Raw genomic sequence first — 17846 nt, forward strand, 5'->3', positions numbered from 1 at the left:
ATGAAAAAGTTTCTTTTAGCATGGGTAGTATTCGTTACTACTAGTTTAAACGCACTGGCCCAACACACGATTGAGGGCACAGTGGTAGACGACACGCGAACGCCTTTGTTAGGTGTAACCGTGATGGAAGAGAACACATCCAACGGAACTGTGACCAACCAAGATGGCCATTTCAGCCTTTCGGTATCAGGACAGAAGGCCGTACTGGTGTTCTCGAGTATTGGAATGAAGGCCGTTCACCAACAGGTGGGCAAAGCCAAAAGCATGTACATCGTGCTAGAACCCGATGCCAAAGACCTAGGACAGGTGGTGGTTATCGGCTATGGCTCGATGTTGAAGAAAGACCTAACAGGTGCTGTGGGGTCGATAGACATGCAAGACCTACGCAAATCTAATTCGGCATCGCTGCTTAACTCGATGGCGGGTAAGGTTGCAGGCGTAAACGTAACGGCTTCGTCTGGCGAATTGGGTGGAGATGTAAACGTGGTTATCCGCGGAAACAACTCCATCAACGCCGGAACACAACCGCTTTATGTGATAGATGGCACACTTATCGACGTGAACAACGGCGAAGTGGCGACCTCTACCATATCGGGTCGTGCCACATTCAACCCGCTCGCGGGGATCAACCCAGCCGACATCGAGTCTGTGCAGGTGCTTAAAGACGCCTCGGCCACGGCCATTTATGGTTCGGCAGGAGCAAACGGAGTTATCGTTATCACCACGAAGAAAGGTCAATACAATAAAACCGAGGTGAGCTTCGATGCACGTTTCGGCATCAGCAAGGCCACAAAGCACGTTGAGATGCTGCAAGGACAAGAGTTTGCCGACTATCGTTTCTCGCGTTTCCCCAACAGTCTTGAATGGGGAATAGACACAGACGGCGACGGGAAACCTGACCGCGCACGCATCTTTGGCCAAGAATTTGAAGACAACACATCGCACGATTGGCAGCGCGAGCTACTTCGTACAGGCTTTTCGCAAAACTACAACCTCAGCATTAACGGTAGTAGCAAATCTAATTCGCTGTTGTATTCGCTCAGCGGAGAGTATCTTAAGCAGAACGCCATAGCCAAGAACAACAGCTTTACGCGCTATACGGGTCGCTTTAAGGTGGAATACGCACCCAACGACAAGCTGCGCATAGGCGGTAACGCCACTATCGCGCGCACCGAACTCTATGGACCGGTGAGCATGGGAGGCGGACTTCAATACAATGGTTGGCTAGAAGCGATGTTCGTTTACAAACCCTTCAACTTTAAAGTAGACCCAGGCGACCCCGATAACGGCAATGTATCAAACCCTGCACAATCACTGTTCGACTCGTATAAGAAAACGCCACTCACGCGTATTCTCGCTAATGGTTTCCTGCAATACAAGCCATTGCCGGGGCTAACCCTACGCACAAGCCTCAACACAGGCCTTACCTTCTCTAAATCAGAAGAGTGGTACCCCTCAAGTACATCGTGGGGATATGCCCGAAACGGACTAGCTAACGTGCTGGAAGCGACAACCGAGCAATGGCAAAGCACCACAACGGCCACCTATGTTAAGAGTTTTGCTGGCGGTCACAGCCTAACGGCCATGCTAGGTTTTGAAACCAGCAGCTACGTTTGGGCCAACCTGAACGTCACGGCCGAGAATTTCCCCGTGCAAACCTACAATCCCGTGTTCGACTTGCAGCAGGGTGGAGCCGCTATGCGCAAGCCCTCTACCAACAAGTACCGCCAAACGCGCATGTCAGAGTTTGGCCGACTATTCTATTCGTTTAAGGATCGCTACCTCACTACGCTCACTTTACGTCGCGACGGCTCGTCAAAGTTCGGTGCCGACAACAAGTACGCCACCTTTCCATCGGTAGCCTTGGCTTGGAAAGCCCACAACGAGCAGTTCATTAAAGGCATAAAGGCCATTGATGAGTTGAAACTCCGCCTCAGCGCTGGTGTTTCTGGTAACGACCGCATCACGCCTTACCGCTCGTTGCAACGATTAGACAACACCTATTACCTCAACCTTAACGATGCAGCCGTATTGGGTTTGGCTCCATCAGAAAAGTCGAACCCCAACCTGAAATGGGAATCCACCGCCCAATACGACCTAGGACTCGACGTTAGTCTGCTGAAACACCGTCTCGGTTTTACGTTCGACGTCTATTACAAGCGAACCTCCGACATGCTTTTGCAAGGCGATGTGCCAGGTCAAAGCGGCTCGTACAAGCAGTGGCAGAACATCGGCGAGGTTGAGAACAAGGGCGTGGAGCTATCCATTAATTCGCTCAACATCAACTCACGCAACTTTAAATGGCGCACTACCTTTAACATTAGCAGCAACCGCAACAAGATCATTTCGCTTGGCAATGTAACCACCATACCAGTAAACATCAACGACGGCACCATCAACGAAGTGTCGCGACTGAAAGTGGGCTCGCCCATTGGCGGCGCATGGGGCTACGTATGGGATGGCATTTACCAAAAAACAGACTTCGACGAGCACGGAAAACTCAAGCCCGGTGTGGTTAGCATCAAGGGCATTAAGGTTAAACCCGGCGATTTGAAATACAGAAGTCTTAACGGCGACAACGAGGTAGACCCTGTAAACGATAAAACCTTTATATCGCGAGGCGAGCCAAAGTTCTTCGGCGGCTTGCTAAACAGCTTCGAGTACAAAGACTTCTCGCTCTCATTCTTCTTCAATTATAGCTATGGCAACGAGGTTCTCAACATTTCTCGCTGGAAATTTGAAGGCTATTCGGCCCACTACAACGTGGCTGCCGAATACTACCACAACCGCTGGACCGAAACGAACCCCACCAATCGCTACCCCGACATCAAATCGCCCAGAAAGAACGACGTGTCGTCTTACTATGTGGAGGATGCCTCCTTCCTGCGCTTACAAAACCTCACCTTTACTTACAGCTTGCCCCAAAGCGTGCTTAAACCCTTGAAGATAACCGCTTGCCAATTCTCGCTCTCGGCCGACAACCTATTTGTGCTTACCAAGTACACAGGCTTCGACCCCGAAGTGTCTTACCACAACAAGCTCATCACAGGCCTAGATAACGTAACCTACCCCCGCAGTCGTTCGTTCTCGCTGGGCATCAACATTAATTTCTAAACACATAGCATTATGAACACAAAGATAATGGCAACCTGCCTATCGCTCACATTACTTTGCAGTTGCGGCGATTTCCTTGATGAGAAGGTATATTCCTTTGCCGAGGGCAACACGCTCTTTGCAAATGCCAGCAACACAGAGAAAGCATTGACGGGCGCTTACGATGCCCTAAACGCCAATGCCATACAAAACCAAGCACCACATGCCTTATTCTCGCGCAACATCCACTTGCTTACACAACTAGGGTGCGACGAAATGATTGGCCGAATCGACTATATTGGCATTGCAGACATCAAGCCCTTCTGCAACTACACCTACAATTCCGAGTCGCGTTTTCTAGGCGATGCGTGGTTTGCACTTTACGCCGGCATATACAGAGCCAACGGCGTAATAGAGAATACGCCCAAAGTGGCAGACATGACCGACGAACGCCGCAAAGAGGTTGTGCTAGAAGCACGTTTCCTGCGTGGGTTCTACTACACTTACTTGGCATGGTTCTGGGGGGGCGTTCCCCTGCAAAAGTCGGTAAACGACAGCGAATTGACACCCCGTTCTAGTTTAAAAGACGTGTACGAACTTATCATTAACGACTTAAAGAGCGCTTACGAGGGTTTGCCCGAACGCAACACTTACGACTCGCGCGCCAACAAATACACGGCCGCTGCTATGCTGGCTAAGGTGTATCTCTACTTGGCTGCTTGCAAAGAAAACAATGTTGGGGCCGACCTTAACTTCCCGCTCAACTCCTTCGATTGGGTAGACAGTCCCACATTGTACGCTGATGCCAAAACGCTCTGTGCAGACATTTACGAGCACGGCGCCTATATCTTAAACCCCGAATATGCCTATAACTTCATTGCCGACCGCCCCGCGCTGAAAGCCGAGCAAGCAAAAGAAGCGGTAATGGTGGCTACCTTCGGAAAAGAAGCACCAAAGTATTTTGTCTTCGCTCATCTCACGGGAACTGTAGGCAACATCACACAAGACGGAGGGGGTGCAGGCTGGTTTCCAGCTCTGGGCGAACTAATAAGCCTTTACGATAAAACGGATGTGCGTTACAAGCAAAACGTTGGTGGAGCAAATACCAAGAACAAGGTAAATATTATGGGCGTGGAATACTATGTTCCCTCGGGACTCTACCAAAGCGGTGTAAACACCTTCCTCACAAAGTTCCGTCAGAGTTCGCCGGCAGCACGATTGGCTGCGGGCATACCCGCTGCTTCCAGCGTACTAAACTTCCCGATCCTGCGATTTGCCGATGTTATCCTGATGTATGCAGAGGCTACTTACAAAACAGGTGATGAGGCCGAAGCCCGCAAACTGCTCGAACCCATCCGACTACGCGCGGCAGGCAACAACGCTGCCGCTGCCCAAGACTTGGCAACGGCCTATCACAAAGACAACTTCATGGACGAGTTGAAGGACGAACGTTCGCGTGAACTCTGTGCCGAAGGCTGGCGAAGAATGGACCTTATTCGTTGGGGACGCTTGCAAACCGTGGTGCAAAGCCTCAAAACTAGCAATGAAAGCGGTGTAAAACCCAACATATTCCACTATAACACCAGACATGCACAAGCTGTTAAAGACAATTTCCAAAGCTACAAGATATGGTACCCCATACCCAAACGCGACAGGGAGGCCAACCCCAACCTGGTGCAAAACCCTGGATGGGAATAAGAGAAGTGTGTAGATAAATACACTTGCTATAGATTTGCCGTTAGAAAACATGAGGCAAGTGTAAGAAATATACTTTAACATGCGCCTTCAAGCGTCAGTACAAGTGGCTTGTAGCCCCACTACAAAGAGCTTGTACTGACGCTACAAAGGGCCTTGTACTGATAAATTGCCAATAACTTTGTTGGCAAACTGGTTCATCAAGGCATTCTCGCCTTACCGCAACAGCTTGCCAACTAGCTAGCACACCCCCGTCAACCCATAAAACTCATATATACTCAAACATGCGAACGTTTATCACATCATTAGTTCTAAGTGTTGCAATTATCACTCAGGCACAAACATTTAGGCAGATAGAGCCTGGCGTATACTTGCTCGCAGCTGGGCAGGAAGACGCCTACACGCCCCTGCGTTATAAAGAACCTGTGGCTAAACAGCTGAAAGACATGCCCGCAACGGATAATCCCTTCGCCAAAGAAGGGGTACACATCGAAGTGAATGCACGCGGGTGCGTGGTAGATATTCCGCTTGCAGCCGACGAAAACATCTATGGATTTGGTCTGCAAATGGGGTCGTTTGTGCAGAACAACAAGAAAAAGCGCCCTTTGGTGAACGACCATCCCTTGAAAGACCTTGGCTATACCCATGCACCGCAACCATTCTACATCTCGAACAGGGGATATGCCGTGCTGATAAACACCGCACGATATACCACTTTTTACATCGGAACGAACCGAAAGAACACAGACTATACGCTATCAGAAGACAGTCAAAAGGCAAAACTATCTACCGACGAGTTGTACCGTCCGTCAGCACAAAGCGGTTCAAAGCCACGCGTACAGGTTGACATCCCAGGCGCAAAGGGCATTAGCGTACTGGTGTTTGCCGGTCCCGACATGAACTCGGCACTTCGTCGATACAACCTTTTTGCCGGCGGAGGAAGCATGCCTGCGCTATGGGGGCTTGGCATGAAGTTTCGTTTGAAAACCGATTCAAAACAAGAAGATGCCTACCGCATAGCACATTATTTAAGAAACAAGCACATACCCTGCGACGTAATAGGACTAGAACCCAAGTGGCAAACGCGAGCCTACTCGTGCTCGTATGTGTGGAACAAAGATAATTTCCCCAATCCCAACGAACTGATAAGCCGCACACGCGCTATGGGTTACAAGCTTAACTTATGGGAACACGCCTTTGTTCACCCGTCCTCGCCACTGCATCCGCTGCTTAAAGCCAAAGCGGGCAGCCATTTGGTGTGGAACGGATTGGTGCCCGACTTTGCCGACTCTACCACACAACGCACCTTCGCCGCCTACCATGACACTTGCTTTGTGCAAAAGGGCATTGCTGCGTTTAAGATGGACGAATGCGACAACGCCAACATTACACGGGGTGACCTGAATTGGAGTTTCCCCGAACTTTCCTCTTTCCCCTCGGGCATCGATGGCGAACAAATGCACCAACTCTTTGGGCTGCTGTATCAGAAAACCCTTTATGGCGTATATCGCAAACATGGCATGCGCACCTGTTTAGACGTGCGCGCCTCGGGAGCGTTGGCCGCTCCATATCCTGTTTCTATTTATAGCGACACCTACGACTTGGAAGACTACGTGCGCATGGTATGCAACGCCGGACTTACAGGCCTGCTGTGGTCACCCGAAGTGCGCGAGTCGGCCGATGAAGAAGATTTCTTCCGCCGTGTGCAAGTGGCCGTGCTGTCTGCCCAAACCCTCTTTAATGGTTGGTATCTGCGTAATCCTGTATGGCTGCAATTCGACAAACAGCTCAACAACGAAGACAAATTCTTGCCTACGGCCACCAAAAACGAAGACGTGGTGCGCCAGTTGCTCAACTTCCGCATGTCGCTTGTGCCATACCTTTACGCCCAATTCGCCCACTATCGCACAGATGGCACGCCGCCTTTCAAGCCCTTGGTGCTGAACTATCCAAAAGACAAGGCCGCAGCGACGATAGATAACCAATTTCTTATTGGCGACGACTTGCTTGCCTGCCCCATTGTGGGCAAAGGCAACGAGCGAACGGTGTACCTGCCCGAGGGCAGCTGGTATAACTTCAACACCAACGAAAAGCTAGAAGGCGGCCGAAGCCACAACGTGCACTTCGCACTACACGAGGTGCCGCTCTTTGTTCGCGAAGGCACCATCTTACCCTTGGCCGAACCCACAGATTGTATTACACCCCAAACAACGTTCGTACTGAATTGCCGCGTTTATGGCAAGCAAGCCCGCAACACATCGCTTTTCGAAGACGACGGCATTAGCTATGGCTTTGAAAGTGGCATATATAATAAGGTGTTGCTTAGCTGGAACGGGCGCGGAAACATTAAACGCACAGGCAAATTTAAGGGTGTAAGATATAAGGTGAAGAGCTGGACGTTGATTGAATAAGCATATCATTGCATCCTTTCCACCATTCGCCACACTCGCAAGTCTCTACACGCATGTCATATATGTCAATTAACCCCCACTCAAAAAATGAAACGACCCAATAGCTATCTCTTAGCCTACCTCCTTGCATTTGCAGGCACAATGCTCTGCAAAGCAGAGGGACTGACCCACTATGTGAACCCACTGATGGGCACACATTCGAGCATGGAACTATCCAACGGCAACACCTACCCAACCGTTTGCCTACCCTTCGGCATGAACAACTGGGCACCACACACGGGAAAGCTAGGCAATGGCTTTCTGTATACCTATCAAGAGAACTTTCTCTACGGCTTTAAGCAGACCCACCAAGCCAGTCTTTGGATTAACGATTACGGCCAACTATCGGTAATGCCCATTACGCGCCGCAATGATTTTACCGAAGAACGCCGCCGCAGTTGGTTTTCGCACAAAACAGAAATTGCGCTGCCTCATTATTATCACGCCTACCTAGGCGATGCCCAAACCAACGTGGAGCTTACGCCCACCGAAAGGGCAGTGGCATTTAGAATGCGGTTTAACGGCGGCGACAGCGCGTACGTGGTGATAGATGCTTGTAATGGCGGTTCGTATGTTAAGCTTATACCCGAGCAAAGGCGTATTGTGGGCTATTCAACAAAAAACAACGGCGGAGTTGGTAAGGGGTTTAAAAACTTCTTCGTGATAACCTTCAACCGCCCTTTCCTCAACGCCACCATCTGGAAAGACAAGCAATTGCTAGATGGCCAATACGAACAGCAAGGACAACATGTGGGAGCCGTGGTGGGTTTCGACCTTAAACGGGGAGAAACCGTTGAGATGCACATCGCCACTTCGTATATTAGCGAAGAGCAAGCTGAGCTTAACTTACGCGAAATTGGCAGCCAGAGCTTCGACGAAGTGAAAGCAAAGGCCGAACAAATTTGGGATGCGGAATTGGCCAAAGTAAGCGTTGCGGGCGGCACCGACGATGAAATGCGCACCTTCTACACCTGCCTTTATCGCATGTTGATATTTCCACGCAAGTTCTACGAGATAGACGCCAAAGGCGACACCCTGCATTACAGTCCATATAATGGGCGCATCATGCCTGGCATCCTGTATGCCGACAACGGATTTTGGGACACGTTCAGGGCGCAATTCCCTTTCCTCAACCTGATGTATCCAAATATCGTGGCCGAAATTTTGCGTGGGTTGGAAAACGTTTATAAGGAAAGCGGATGGTTGCCCGAATGGTTCAGTCCTGGACATCGCGATTGCATGATTGGGCAACACTCGGCATCAGTTATCGCCGATGCTTACCTCAAAGGCATTCGCGGGTACGATATAGGCCTGCTTTATGAGGCCATCCGCAAGAGTACGGAAGGCGTTGGCCCTGTTAGTTCGGTTGGCAGGAAGGGCTTTGCCCAATACAACGCATTGGGATATGTGCCTTGCGATGTGGACGTTAACCAGAACGTGTCGCGCACCTTGGAGTATGCTTACGACGATTATTGCATCTATCGCCTGGCCCAAACATTGAACCGCCCCAAGAAGGAGCAAGAAACTTTCCGCCAAAGAAGTCTTAATTATCGCCACTTGTTCGACAAGAACACGGGATTGATGCGCCCCAAAGACAGTAAAGGGCGTTTCTTAACGCCTTTCGACCCATATCGCTGGGGCGACCACTTTACAGAAGGCAACAGTTGGCAATACACTTGGTTTGTTCCGCACGACGTTATTGGGCTGCAAAAGCTGATGGGCGGACAAGCCAAATTTGTGGAAAAGCTCGACTCGGTGTTCTCGCAAACCCAGCGTTACGACATTTCTTATTATAAGCGTGGCATCATCCACCTCATCAGGGAGATGCAGAATGCCGACATGGGACAATACGCCCACTTGAACGAGCCTATGCACCACGTGCCATACCTCTACGCTTTTTGCCAGCCGTGGAAGACACAACGCCTGGTGCGAACCATCATGTCGCGCCTTTATGCGCCACGTCCCGACGGCTATTGTGGCGACGAAGACAACGGGCAGATGTCTGCTTGGTACATATTCTCGGCCTTGGGCTTTTATCCTTTGTCGCCCATCAGCGGCGAATATGCAGTGGGCAGTCCGCTGTTTAGGCAAGCCACCTTGCACCTTCCCAATGGAAAAACCATCCATATTGTCGCTCCGCAAAACAGCCCCACAAATATATATGTATCGCAACTTTTGCTAAATGGGCAACCATATCACTCCCAATTCGTGAAGCATAGCGAACTGATGAAGGGCGCAAAGCTGGAATTTAAAATGCGTGCAGAAGAAAATGTACCAGTCATTCTCCATCAATAAGCCCAAGCCTTTACCCACAAAATAAACAAAACATAAGCTCATGACATTCAAACAAGCTCTCCTCCTGGCAGCCTTTTGCCTGCTGTCCATCACCACCCACTCGGCAACAGCCAATTACAACGTAGTGCCTTTGCCGCAATCCATCACGATGGTCAAAGGCAAGCCCTTCGTGTTAAGCGAAAGTACAGCCATTACTTGCACCACTTCCAACGAACTGATGCAGCACAATGCCCACTTCCTGGCAGAATACATCGCAGATGCCACAGGCATAAAGCTAGCCCACACAACCACAGCTCCCAAGGGTGCAGGCCATATCTTGCTCACACTAGACAATAAGATTGCCGGAAAAGAGGCCTATCGCATAACTGTGACACAAAAGCAAGTGACTATCGCCGGCAGCACTGCAGCTGGTGTTTTCTATGGCATTCAAACACTGCGCAAGGCCTTACCCGTAGCAACGAGCAACAAGGCGGCTGCCCCAGTGGAACTGCCTGCCGTGCAAATTGCCGATGCCCCTTTGCTGCCTTATCGAGGTATGATGCTCGACTGCGGTCGACATTTCTTCCCAGTAAGCTTTGTTAAACGCTTTATCGACATGATGGCCCTACACAATATGAACGTTTTTCACTGGCATCTAAGCGAGGACCAAGGCTGGCGTATTGAAATAAAGAAGTATCCTAAGCTGATGGAAATTGGCGCTTGGCGAAGTGGAACGGTTGTGGGGCATAACTCGGATGTGGACGACCATCAGCCGCATGGCGGCTTTTATACCCAAGAAGAAATAAAGCAGATTGTGGAATATGCCCGACAAAGGCACATCGAAGTAATACCCGAGATAGATATTCCCGGACATACCAAAGCGCTATTGGCTGCTTATCCCGAGCTGGGATGCACAGGCGGCCCCTACACCGTGGGCCACAACTGGGGCGTATACCACGATGTGCTCTGCGTGGGTAACGAGCGCGTCTATGCCGTTTTACAAGACATCATCGACGAGTTAAACCAAGTTTTCCCCTCAGCCTACTTTAACATCGGGGGCGACGAGGCGCCTTCCACGCGATGGCAACAGTGCAAACGCTGCCAAGATAAAGCCAAAGAGCAAGGCATCGACACCAAACATCTACAACAATATTTCACCAAGCGCATGGAACAATACATCAACCAAAAAGGCAAAACGGTGATTGGGTGGGACGAAATACTGGAAGGCGAACTGGCTAAGTCGACCATTGTGCTCAGCCGACGTTACCTATCAACGTGGACTAAGGCTGCAAATGCAGGGCACAATGTTATCACTTGCCCTGGTAAATATGCCTATTTCGACTATTATCAGACGAAAAACACGCTTCACGAGCCGCAAGCAATCGGCGGTTACCTACCCGTTGAGCAAGTGTATAGTTTTAATCCACGCCCTGATACAGTGTCGGCCGACATCACAAGCCGCATCATCGGCGTGCAAGGAAACCTCTGGACCGAGTATGTTCCCACCACTGCGCAAGCCGAATACATGATGTTGCCACGCATAGCGGCTCTTGCCGAGGTGCAATGGATGCCTGCTTCGCGCAAGAATTACACCGAATTTGTGGAACGTGTCACACGTCTGGCTCGCCTTTACGACCATTACGGCTATACCTATGCCCTACACATCTGGCCCGGAAGGTACAACCACAATAGAGATGATTGGTAATCCAGATGACAAGTAATACGAAGTTTTCCAAAGCTTTGTTGTAATGGAAAAAATGGTAGTGTAATTTCAACTGCTTCGAGATTCAAATTCTCGATGTAATAGATATTTTGTAAGCTGAACCCTATCGGAATCCTTTTATTTATTAACTTTTTAACATTTGAAAACCTATGAATTAAAATCGTATCTTCTGCAATGGTCCAAATGTTAAAAAGAGAGAGAGGGTGTCAGTGTGATGTTTAAATGTATCTTTGTAAGGATTGTGGTTGGCAATTTCAAGGTAGTTTCCGTATAAGTAATCGTTCTCTATGGAATGACCAACCAAATGTCTATTACTAAAACTAGAGAGGTTTTAGCTTACCAAATGTTATTACACTGATTTTTATAAATCACTTGGTTTGCACCGCTTGTGATATGCATTGCCTCTGGATGCTCTTTGACATAGCTATCAATGTGGCGAACGCGTTTATCTTCAAGGATTTCGTCGACAGCAATGAGGATACCGGTCTCCTCAACTTCGCCAAATCCGTAGTTGATGGCGGTGCCAAAGAGTTTCATTGTAGGGCTAAGGCCCATGTAAGCATTAATCAACGGCGGTATGTTATAGCCGAATTCACGTATATGTTTATTTAGGATTCGGTAGTCTTCCTTAAAGTTATCTTTGCAGAATAAGGCTGATAACTCTTGCTCAGGAGTTTCAATTTTCAGCGGTTTTATCGGCATAATGAGATGTTCTTTGTCGTCAAAATGCTTCTTCAAGAAATAGAGAATCATGTCTCTTCCCTTGCGAATATATGACGGATACATCGTCATTTTGCCAAAGAAATATTTGCAATTAGGGTTTATTACGGTAAGCGCTCCGAGCCCATCCCATAGATTGTCGAGTGCAAAGATACTCTTACTGTTAGTTCGAGCGTTTTGATATTCGAGAGAAACAAAGCTTCTTCCTAATTCAACGGTATAGGGAGCATACTCTTTCATGAACTTTTCGGAGAAATGAAACATGTGACTTGTGGCAAGAATGGGTTGGCCTTTGTCGTCTATTTTCCAATCCGATCCGAAGAGATAACGATATCCTCCGATGATTTCTTCAGCCTCGGGGTTCCACACAATGAGTTGTTTGCAACAGTTATCCATCGTGTCGAATTCATCGATATCCATAGCTTTTCCAGTGCCTCCTCCTGCACTTCGGAACGCAATCTCACGCAGTCTGCCTATCTCTTTCATGACATTTGGTGCCTCGTGTGACGTCACAACATAAATCTCATTGTTGCTTTTGTTCGTCATACGAAGCTGTCGTTCAAGAGTGAGTTCACGCTTTAGGAGAGCTCGGTCAATGGGTTGGATAATCTCTTCTTCCATTTCTTATCTTCTCTTATTAGGATCGTTATTCTTTATTGTCATTCGATGAAAGTGCATAAACGCGTTCTTCTACGAAATTAGCCCATTCCATCGGTGTTTTTGTTTTATTGAAAGTCTGCCATGGAATAGGTTTACCAATGGTGATGCGAAACGTCTTTCCAACATTTCGATACATCTCATCCACGAGGAAAAGCATGGCTAAATTGAAGGGTAAATAGCGGTCACTGAACTTGGCAATGCGGTAGAATCGTTTTGAGTTTTGACCGCTAAAGTGGATAGGAACCACGTCTCTGTGGGTCTCAACGCTTTTGGTTATGAACGTCTTTTTCCATGGAAGATCGTGGATTTCTCCATTGATCCTACGGCTATTTAACCCTGCAGGAAACATCAATAAGTGGTTATCGCTGTTGAAACCTGCCTCTACCATGCGTGGAAAGTCACGGCTTTGCTTGCCTGTTTTGTTGATTCCTATGCTGACAGGCTTTAGTCCTGGAAGGTTCAATAATAGGTCATTAACCAGATATCTGAACTTACCATCATAGTGACGGCCGATGATTGAGCCTAAAGAAACGCCGTCTTGACCTCCTAATGGGTGATTAGAGACGAAGGTATATAGCTTTCCATCGTTCTTATCGGGTAGGTTTTCAGCTCCTACAATGTCAAGCGTCATGTCGAGATATTGCACGCAAGCAGTAAGCCATTCAGTGCCTTTTAGGTTGCGATTCTCCCAAAGAAAGCGATTAACTTCATCTTCGTGAATAATCTTTTTCAGCCAAGCAACAAGAAAACAAGGCACAAAGCGTGCCTTACTACCCATCTTGTCTTTAAGAATTCTTTTGATGTCTATGGTCTTCTCTACACTTTCTTTCATCCTCGTTTCCTACTAACATCATGCAAAAATAACATAAGTTTTTCTAAAAAGTTACTTTTTCAACCAAAAATATTCATTTTTCCCGTTTGATGATTGATTTTCTTTCGTTTTGTAATTAAATGCGATGGAGGATGATGTTAAACATCTGTGAAGATGTTGTTACATTTGAGAAGAAAACTAAAATAAGTGGAGAAAAGTGGGGAAGTGTGGAGAATTTTATGTATCTTTGAACCCGGATACCCTATATTTAGGTACGCATGCGCTTTTTAGGTAACATAGAAGCTAAGGCCGATGCCAAAGGAAGAGCTTTCCTTCCGGCCATATTTCGCAAGGTGCTTCAAGCTTCAGGCGAGGATAATCTTGTGCTTCGCAAGGACGTATTTGAGTCTTGTTTGGTGCTCTATCCTGAGCGTGTGTGGAATGAACAACTTGATATTCTGAGGCAACGGCTAAACCGGTGGGATAAAGAACAATGGCAAATCTTTCGCCAGTTTGTGTCGGATGCCGAGGTGATTTCGCTTGATGGCAATGGTCGTTTTTTGATTCCTAAGCGCTATTTGAAGTTTGCTGGTATAGAACAAGAATTGAAATTCATTGGTGTCGACGATACGATTGAGATATGGAGTAAGGATAACAGCGAGACTCCTTTCGTTAATCCACAAAATTTTGGCAGTGCTTTGCAGTCACTGATGGAATTGAAAGAAGAAAAGTAATAAACGAAAAAAGATAGTGCGTAAGCACAAAACATCTTAGTTATGGTAAAGAAAGCAGAGACCTATCACGTGCCTGTGCTCTTGAAAGAGAGTGTAGATGGACTGAATATTCAGTCTGGGGGAGTCTATGTTGATGTCACTTTTGGTGGTGGCGGGCATAGTAGTGAGATCTTGTCTCGGCTGGATGAACAGGCTCATTTGTATAGTTTTGATCAAGATGCTGACGCAGAACAGAATGTGATGCGTAGTGAAGTTGGTGCAGAACGCCGGTTTGTTGATGATTCAAGATTTACGTTTGTGCGTAGCAATTTCCGTTATTTGAAAAACTGGATGCGTTATTATGGCGTTGAGAGTATAGATGGATTACTGGCTGATTTGGGGGTTTCGAGTCATCATTTTGACGACGAAAGTCGTGGTTTTTCTTTTCGTTTTGATGCGCAATTAGATATGCGTATGAATAAGAGAGCAGGCAAGACGGCAGCTGATATCGTGAATGATTATGACGAAGAAGCACTTGCAAATCTATTCTATCTCTATGGAGAAATAAAACAATCTCGGCGTCTTGCAGCAGCTGTTGTAAAGGCTCGGCTGCAGCAACGCATAGCAACGACGCAAGATTTACTTGGAATATTGGAGCCAATATTCAAGAAAGAACGTGAGAAAAAAGACTTGGCGAAGGTGTTTCAAGCCTTGAGAATAGAAGTCAATCATGAGATGGATGCACTGAAAGAGATGCTGAAGTCAGCAACAGAACTACTGAAACCAGGAGGTAGATTGAGTGTGATTACCTATCATTCGCTTGAAGACCGCATTGTAAAAAACATGATGAAGACTGGTAATGTGGAAGGAAAAAGGATACAAGACTTTTATGGAAGGATTGAGACTCCTTTCACTCTCATAAACAATAAGGTGATAGTACCTTCTGAAAATGAGCAACAGGAGAATCCCAGAAGCCGTAGTGCGAAACTAAGAATAGCAGAAAAGAATGAATGACGAGGGACTAAATAAGCTGAAAAGTGAAACGGCTGAAGTGTCAAATACAGCGAAGGAAAAGGAAAGGGGCCAAGAGAACAGCACGAAGTATGAATCTGAAGCTGTAAAAAGTGAGGTCACAACTTCGGTTGATGACGAAGGTCCTACGCTTAAAGAAGTCATAGAAAAGCAGGCCACAGAAGATGAATCGCCGCTTGCTTCGCATTTCACGTTGAAGAAAATCCTTGGTGGTGACGTGCTAACCACACAGACAATACGTCATCAGATAGGTGTATTTCTGCTTATTACGGGTTTCTTGATTGTGTATATTGCTAATCGTTATAGTGTGCAGAACGACCTTATAGAGATAGATAAGCTACAAGACGAATTGCAAGATGCCCGATATAAAGCACTTTCAAGCAGCAGTTCGTTGACGGAAAAGAGTAGGGAAAGCCACGTGCTTGAGCTGTTGAAGAACAATAAAGACAGTGTGTTAAAGATAGCAAGTCAGCCACCTTATATTATAAATGTACCCGAAGAATGAGTAAGTTTGATAGTAACAAAGTAATGCCGAGATACAGTGCCATCGCCATTTTGATGACGGTGATTGCTGTGTTAGTCGTAGGTAAGATGTTGTTCTTAATGACTGCGAAGCGTGATTACTGGATGAAGGTGGCTGATAGAGTAAAGAGAGATAGCGTCAGTGTAAAGCCGATGCGAGGCAATATCTTAAGTTGTGATGGACAATTAATGGCGAGTTCGTTACCTGAATTCAAGCTGTTCATGGACTTTAAGGCCTTGCATGATGCCAAGAGTGATTCGCTTTGGGATGCTAAAATCGATTCTGTCTGTATGGGGTTGAACCATATTTTCCCCGAGAAATCAGCTGCTGCATTCAAGCAAGAGCTTGCTGAGGGACGGAAAAAGCAAAGTCGTCATTGGGCGATATGGAATAAACGTGTAGACTATAACACGTATACGGAGGTGAAAGCGCTGCCTGTTTTTAACCTCTCTCAAAACAAAAGTGGCTTTCATGTTGAGGAGTATAACGCGCGAAAACGTAGTTATGGTTCTTTGGCCGGACGTACAATTGGTGCAATGTTTGGTGCAAAAGACACGGCGCGCTTTGGCTTAGAACTGTCTTACGACTCTATACTTAGAGGGTCAAATGGAATCATTCATCGCCGAAAAGTACTCAATCGGTTCCTTGATATCATGGATACTCCGCCAATAGATGGTGCAGATATCGTCACAACTATAGATGTAGGCATGCAGGATTTAGCTGAGCGTTCCGTCATTGATGAACTGAAATTAATAAATGGAAACGTAGGCGTTGCTATAGTAATGGAAGTCGCAACAGGAGATATTAAGGCTATAGTCAACATGGAAAAGTGTGTAGATGGCGAGTACAGAGAAATCCATAATCATGCTGTAAGCGACCTTCTTGAGCCGGGATCTGTATTTAAGACAGCCTCAATCATGACGGCATTAGATGATGGAGTGGTTGATACAAACTATCAAGTCAATACGGGATCTGGCGTGTGGCCTATGTATGGACGTGAAATGAAAGACCATAACTGGAGACGAGGTGGCTATGGTGTGCTTACTTTACCACAGACTTTGATGGTGAGTTCGAATATAGGTGTGAGCCGAATTATTGATGATCATTATCGTAATGACCCTGAAAAGTTCATACGAGGAATATACCGTACGGGCCTCGCGGATAACCTTCGGATTCCTTTAGTGGGTGCTTCTCCGGCACGAATTCGCATGCCAAAGAAGAATGAAAGAGGTGAATGGGTGAACTGGAGTCATACAGCTTTGCCTTGGATGAGTATTGGATATGAGACTCAAGTGCCTCCAATCTCGACGCTAACCTTCTATAATGCGATTGCAAATAATGGCAAAATGATGCGTCCACGCTTTGTGAAAGAGGTAGTAAAGAATGGCGAAGTCATCATGGAATTCCCTCCAGAGGTGATGCGAGCACATATATGTAAGGAGAAAACTTTACGTGAAATACAAACGATTCTCGACCATGTGGTCAGTCAAGGGCTTGGAAAGAAGGCTGGCTCTCCCTCGTTTAGAGTTGCAGGAAAGACTGGAACGGCCCAGATGTCTAAAGGTGCTCAGGGATACAAGAATGGCGGAACGAACTATTTGTTGAGCTTTGCGGGTTACTTTCCTGACGATGCTCCCCGCTATAGTTGTATTGTTTGTATTCAGAAATCTGGCCTTCCTGCAAGTGGAGGTGGCATGAGTGGTGTTGTCTTTCATAACATTGCAGAAGGTATTATGGCACAGAGCTTGAAGTTAGATGTTAAAGATGCGCGTGACTCTTCGTCGGTATTGATTCCTGATGTGAAAGCCGGTAACATCTTAGCTGCTGACTATGTGCTCACACATTTAGGCATAAATACAAATAAAAGCTGGAGCGGCAGTTATGCAGATGGCAATCCTATCTGGGGAAAAGCAGAGAAAAAGAATGGTAATAAGACTATACTCTTGGAACGAGAAACCATAAATAATGGGAAGTATATCCCTAATGTGGTTGGTATGGGAGCACGAGATGCAGTCTTTTTATTAGAGCGTCGCGGTGTGAAGACCATTGTCTCGGGACGTGGAAAGGTTGTTAAGCAAAGCTTAGAACCAGGACATTATATAAAGAAAGGTGAGCGTATCACGCTTGTTTTGGAATAAAAGAGAAACTGAAA

Annotated in this window: 11 protein-coding genes; 9 read left to right on the forward strand and 2 right to left on the reverse strand. The window is 47.1% G+C overall.

Annotation, left to right across the window (positions count from 1 at the left end; all coding sequences use genetic code 11):
* From HMPREF9145_RS12120 to HMPREF9145_RS12140, 5 genes are all read left to right on the forward strand, one after another.
* Positions 1–3114, forward strand: coding sequence for a SusC/RagA family TonB-linked outer membrane protein (locus HMPREF9145_RS12120; protein WP_021826618.1), 3114 nt, complete (start codon positions 1–3; stop codon positions 3112–3114).
* A 12-nt stretch (positions 3115–3126) separates the two neighbouring features.
* On the forward strand, positions 3127–4791 hold the full coding sequence (locus HMPREF9145_RS12125) for a RagB/SusD family nutrient uptake outer membrane protein (protein WP_021826655.1): 1665 nt from the start codon (positions 3127–3129) through the stop codon (positions 4789–4791).
* Between the two features lie 281 nt (positions 4792–5072).
* Entirely contained in the window at positions 5073–7199 is a 2127-nt protein-coding gene (locus tag HMPREF9145_RS12130; RefSeq protein WP_021826647.1) for a glycoside hydrolase family 31 protein, read from the forward strand.
* A gap of 87 nt (positions 7200–7286) precedes the next feature.
* A complete protein-coding gene (locus tag HMPREF9145_RS12135; RefSeq protein ID WP_021826677.1) occupies positions 7287–9533 on the forward strand; it encodes a GH92 family glycosyl hydrolase in 2247 nt (748 codons plus the stop codon).
* A 40-nt stretch (positions 9534–9573) separates the two neighbouring features.
* Positions 9574–11217 (forward strand): beta-N-acetylhexosaminidase, encoded by a 1644-nt coding sequence (locus HMPREF9145_RS12140; RefSeq protein WP_021826694.1) that lies wholly within the window; start codon positions 9574–9576, stop codon positions 11215–11217.
* 354 nt (positions 11218–11571) lie between these two features.
* Here the strand turns inward: HMPREF9145_RS12140 and HMPREF9145_RS12145 are convergent, their stop codons facing one another.
* Together HMPREF9145_RS12145 and HMPREF9145_RS12150 are read right to left on the reverse strand one after the other, a co-directional pair.
* A complete protein-coding gene (locus HMPREF9145_RS12145) occupies positions 11572–12576 on the reverse strand; it encodes a GNAT family N-acetyltransferase (RefSeq protein ID WP_007134694.1) in 1005 nt (334 codons plus the stop codon).
* Positions 12577–12601: 25 nt separating this feature from the next.
* Entirely contained in the window at positions 12602–13447 is an 846-nt protein-coding gene (locus tag HMPREF9145_RS12150) for a hypothetical protein (protein ID WP_007134693.1), read from the reverse strand.
* 257 nt (positions 13448–13704) lie between these two features.
* On the opposite strand from HMPREF9145_RS12150, the gene mraZ reads away from it, so the two are divergent.
* Genes mraZ through HMPREF9145_RS12170 form a run of 4 tightly spaced genes read left to right on the forward strand, consistent with a single transcriptional unit; the run spans position 13705 to position 17832 of the window.
* Positions 13705–14160, forward strand: coding sequence for a division/cell wall cluster transcriptional repressor MraZ (gene mraZ, locus HMPREF9145_RS12155; protein WP_007134692.1), 456 nt, complete (start codon positions 13705–13707; stop codon positions 14158–14160).
* A 42-nt stretch (positions 14161–14202) separates the two neighbouring features.
* Positions 14203–15153, forward strand: a complete 951-nt coding sequence (rsmH, locus tag HMPREF9145_RS12160; protein ID WP_021826718.1) for a 16S rRNA (cytosine(1402)-N(4))-methyltransferase RsmH — start codon at positions 14203–14205, stop codon at positions 15151–15153.
* A complete protein-coding gene (locus HMPREF9145_RS12165) occupies positions 15146–15676 on the forward strand; it encodes an FtsL-like putative cell division protein (protein ID WP_021826707.1) in 531 nt (176 codons plus the stop codon). Before rsmH ends, HMPREF9145_RS12165 begins: the two co-directional genes overlap by 8 nt.
* Positions 15673–17832: a penicillin-binding transpeptidase domain-containing protein gene (locus HMPREF9145_RS12170; protein WP_021826640.1), complete on the forward strand. Its 2160-nt coding sequence runs from the start codon at positions 15673–15675 to the stop codon at positions 17830–17832. Before HMPREF9145_RS12165 ends, HMPREF9145_RS12170 begins: the two co-directional genes overlap by 4 nt.
* Positions 17833–17846 lie beyond the last annotated feature (14 nt).

This window comes from Segatella salivae F0493, assembly GCF_000477535.1.
Classification (GTDB): Bacteria; Bacteroidota; Bacteroidia; order Bacteroidales; family Bacteroidaceae; genus Prevotella; species Prevotella salivae.

Coding starts and splice junctions, on each gene's coding strand:
- HMPREF9145_RS12170 (WP_021826640.1), top strand. CDS start 15,673: ATGAGTAAGTTTGATAGTAACAAAGTAATGCCGAGATACAGTGCCATC.
- HMPREF9145_RS12150 (WP_007134693.1), bottom strand. CDS start 13,447: ATGAAAGAAAGTGTAGAGAAGACCATAGACATCAAAAGAATTCTTAAA.
- HMPREF9145_RS12145 (WP_007134694.1), bottom strand. CDS start 12,576: ATGGAAGAAGAGATTATCCAACCCATTGACCGAGCTCTCCTAAAGCGT.
- mraZ (WP_007134692.1), top strand. CDS start 13,705: ATGCGCTTTTTAGGTAACATAGAAGCTAAGGCCGATGCCAAAGGAAGA.
- HMPREF9145_RS12140 (WP_021826694.1), top strand. CDS start 9,574: ATGACATTCAAACAAGCTCTCCTCCTGGCAGCCTTTTGCCTGCTGTCC.
- HMPREF9145_RS12120 (WP_021826618.1), top strand. CDS start 1: ATGAAAAAGTTTCTTTTAGCATGGGTAGTATTCGTTACTACTAGTTTA.
- HMPREF9145_RS12135 (WP_021826677.1), top strand. CDS start 7,287: ATGAAACGACCCAATAGCTATCTCTTAGCCTACCTCCTTGCATTTGCA.
- HMPREF9145_RS12130 (WP_021826647.1), top strand. CDS start 5,073: ATGCGAACGTTTATCACATCATTAGTTCTAAGTGTTGCAATTATCACT.
- HMPREF9145_RS12125 (WP_021826655.1), top strand. CDS start 3,127: ATGAACACAAAGATAATGGCAACCTGCCTATCGCTCACATTACTTTGC.
- rsmH (WP_021826718.1), top strand. CDS start 14,203: ATGGTAAAGAAAGCAGAGACCTATCACGTGCCTGTGCTCTTGAAAGAG.
- HMPREF9145_RS12165 (WP_021826707.1), top strand. CDS start 15,146: ATGAATGACGAGGGACTAAATAAGCTGAAAAGTGAAACGGCTGAAGTG.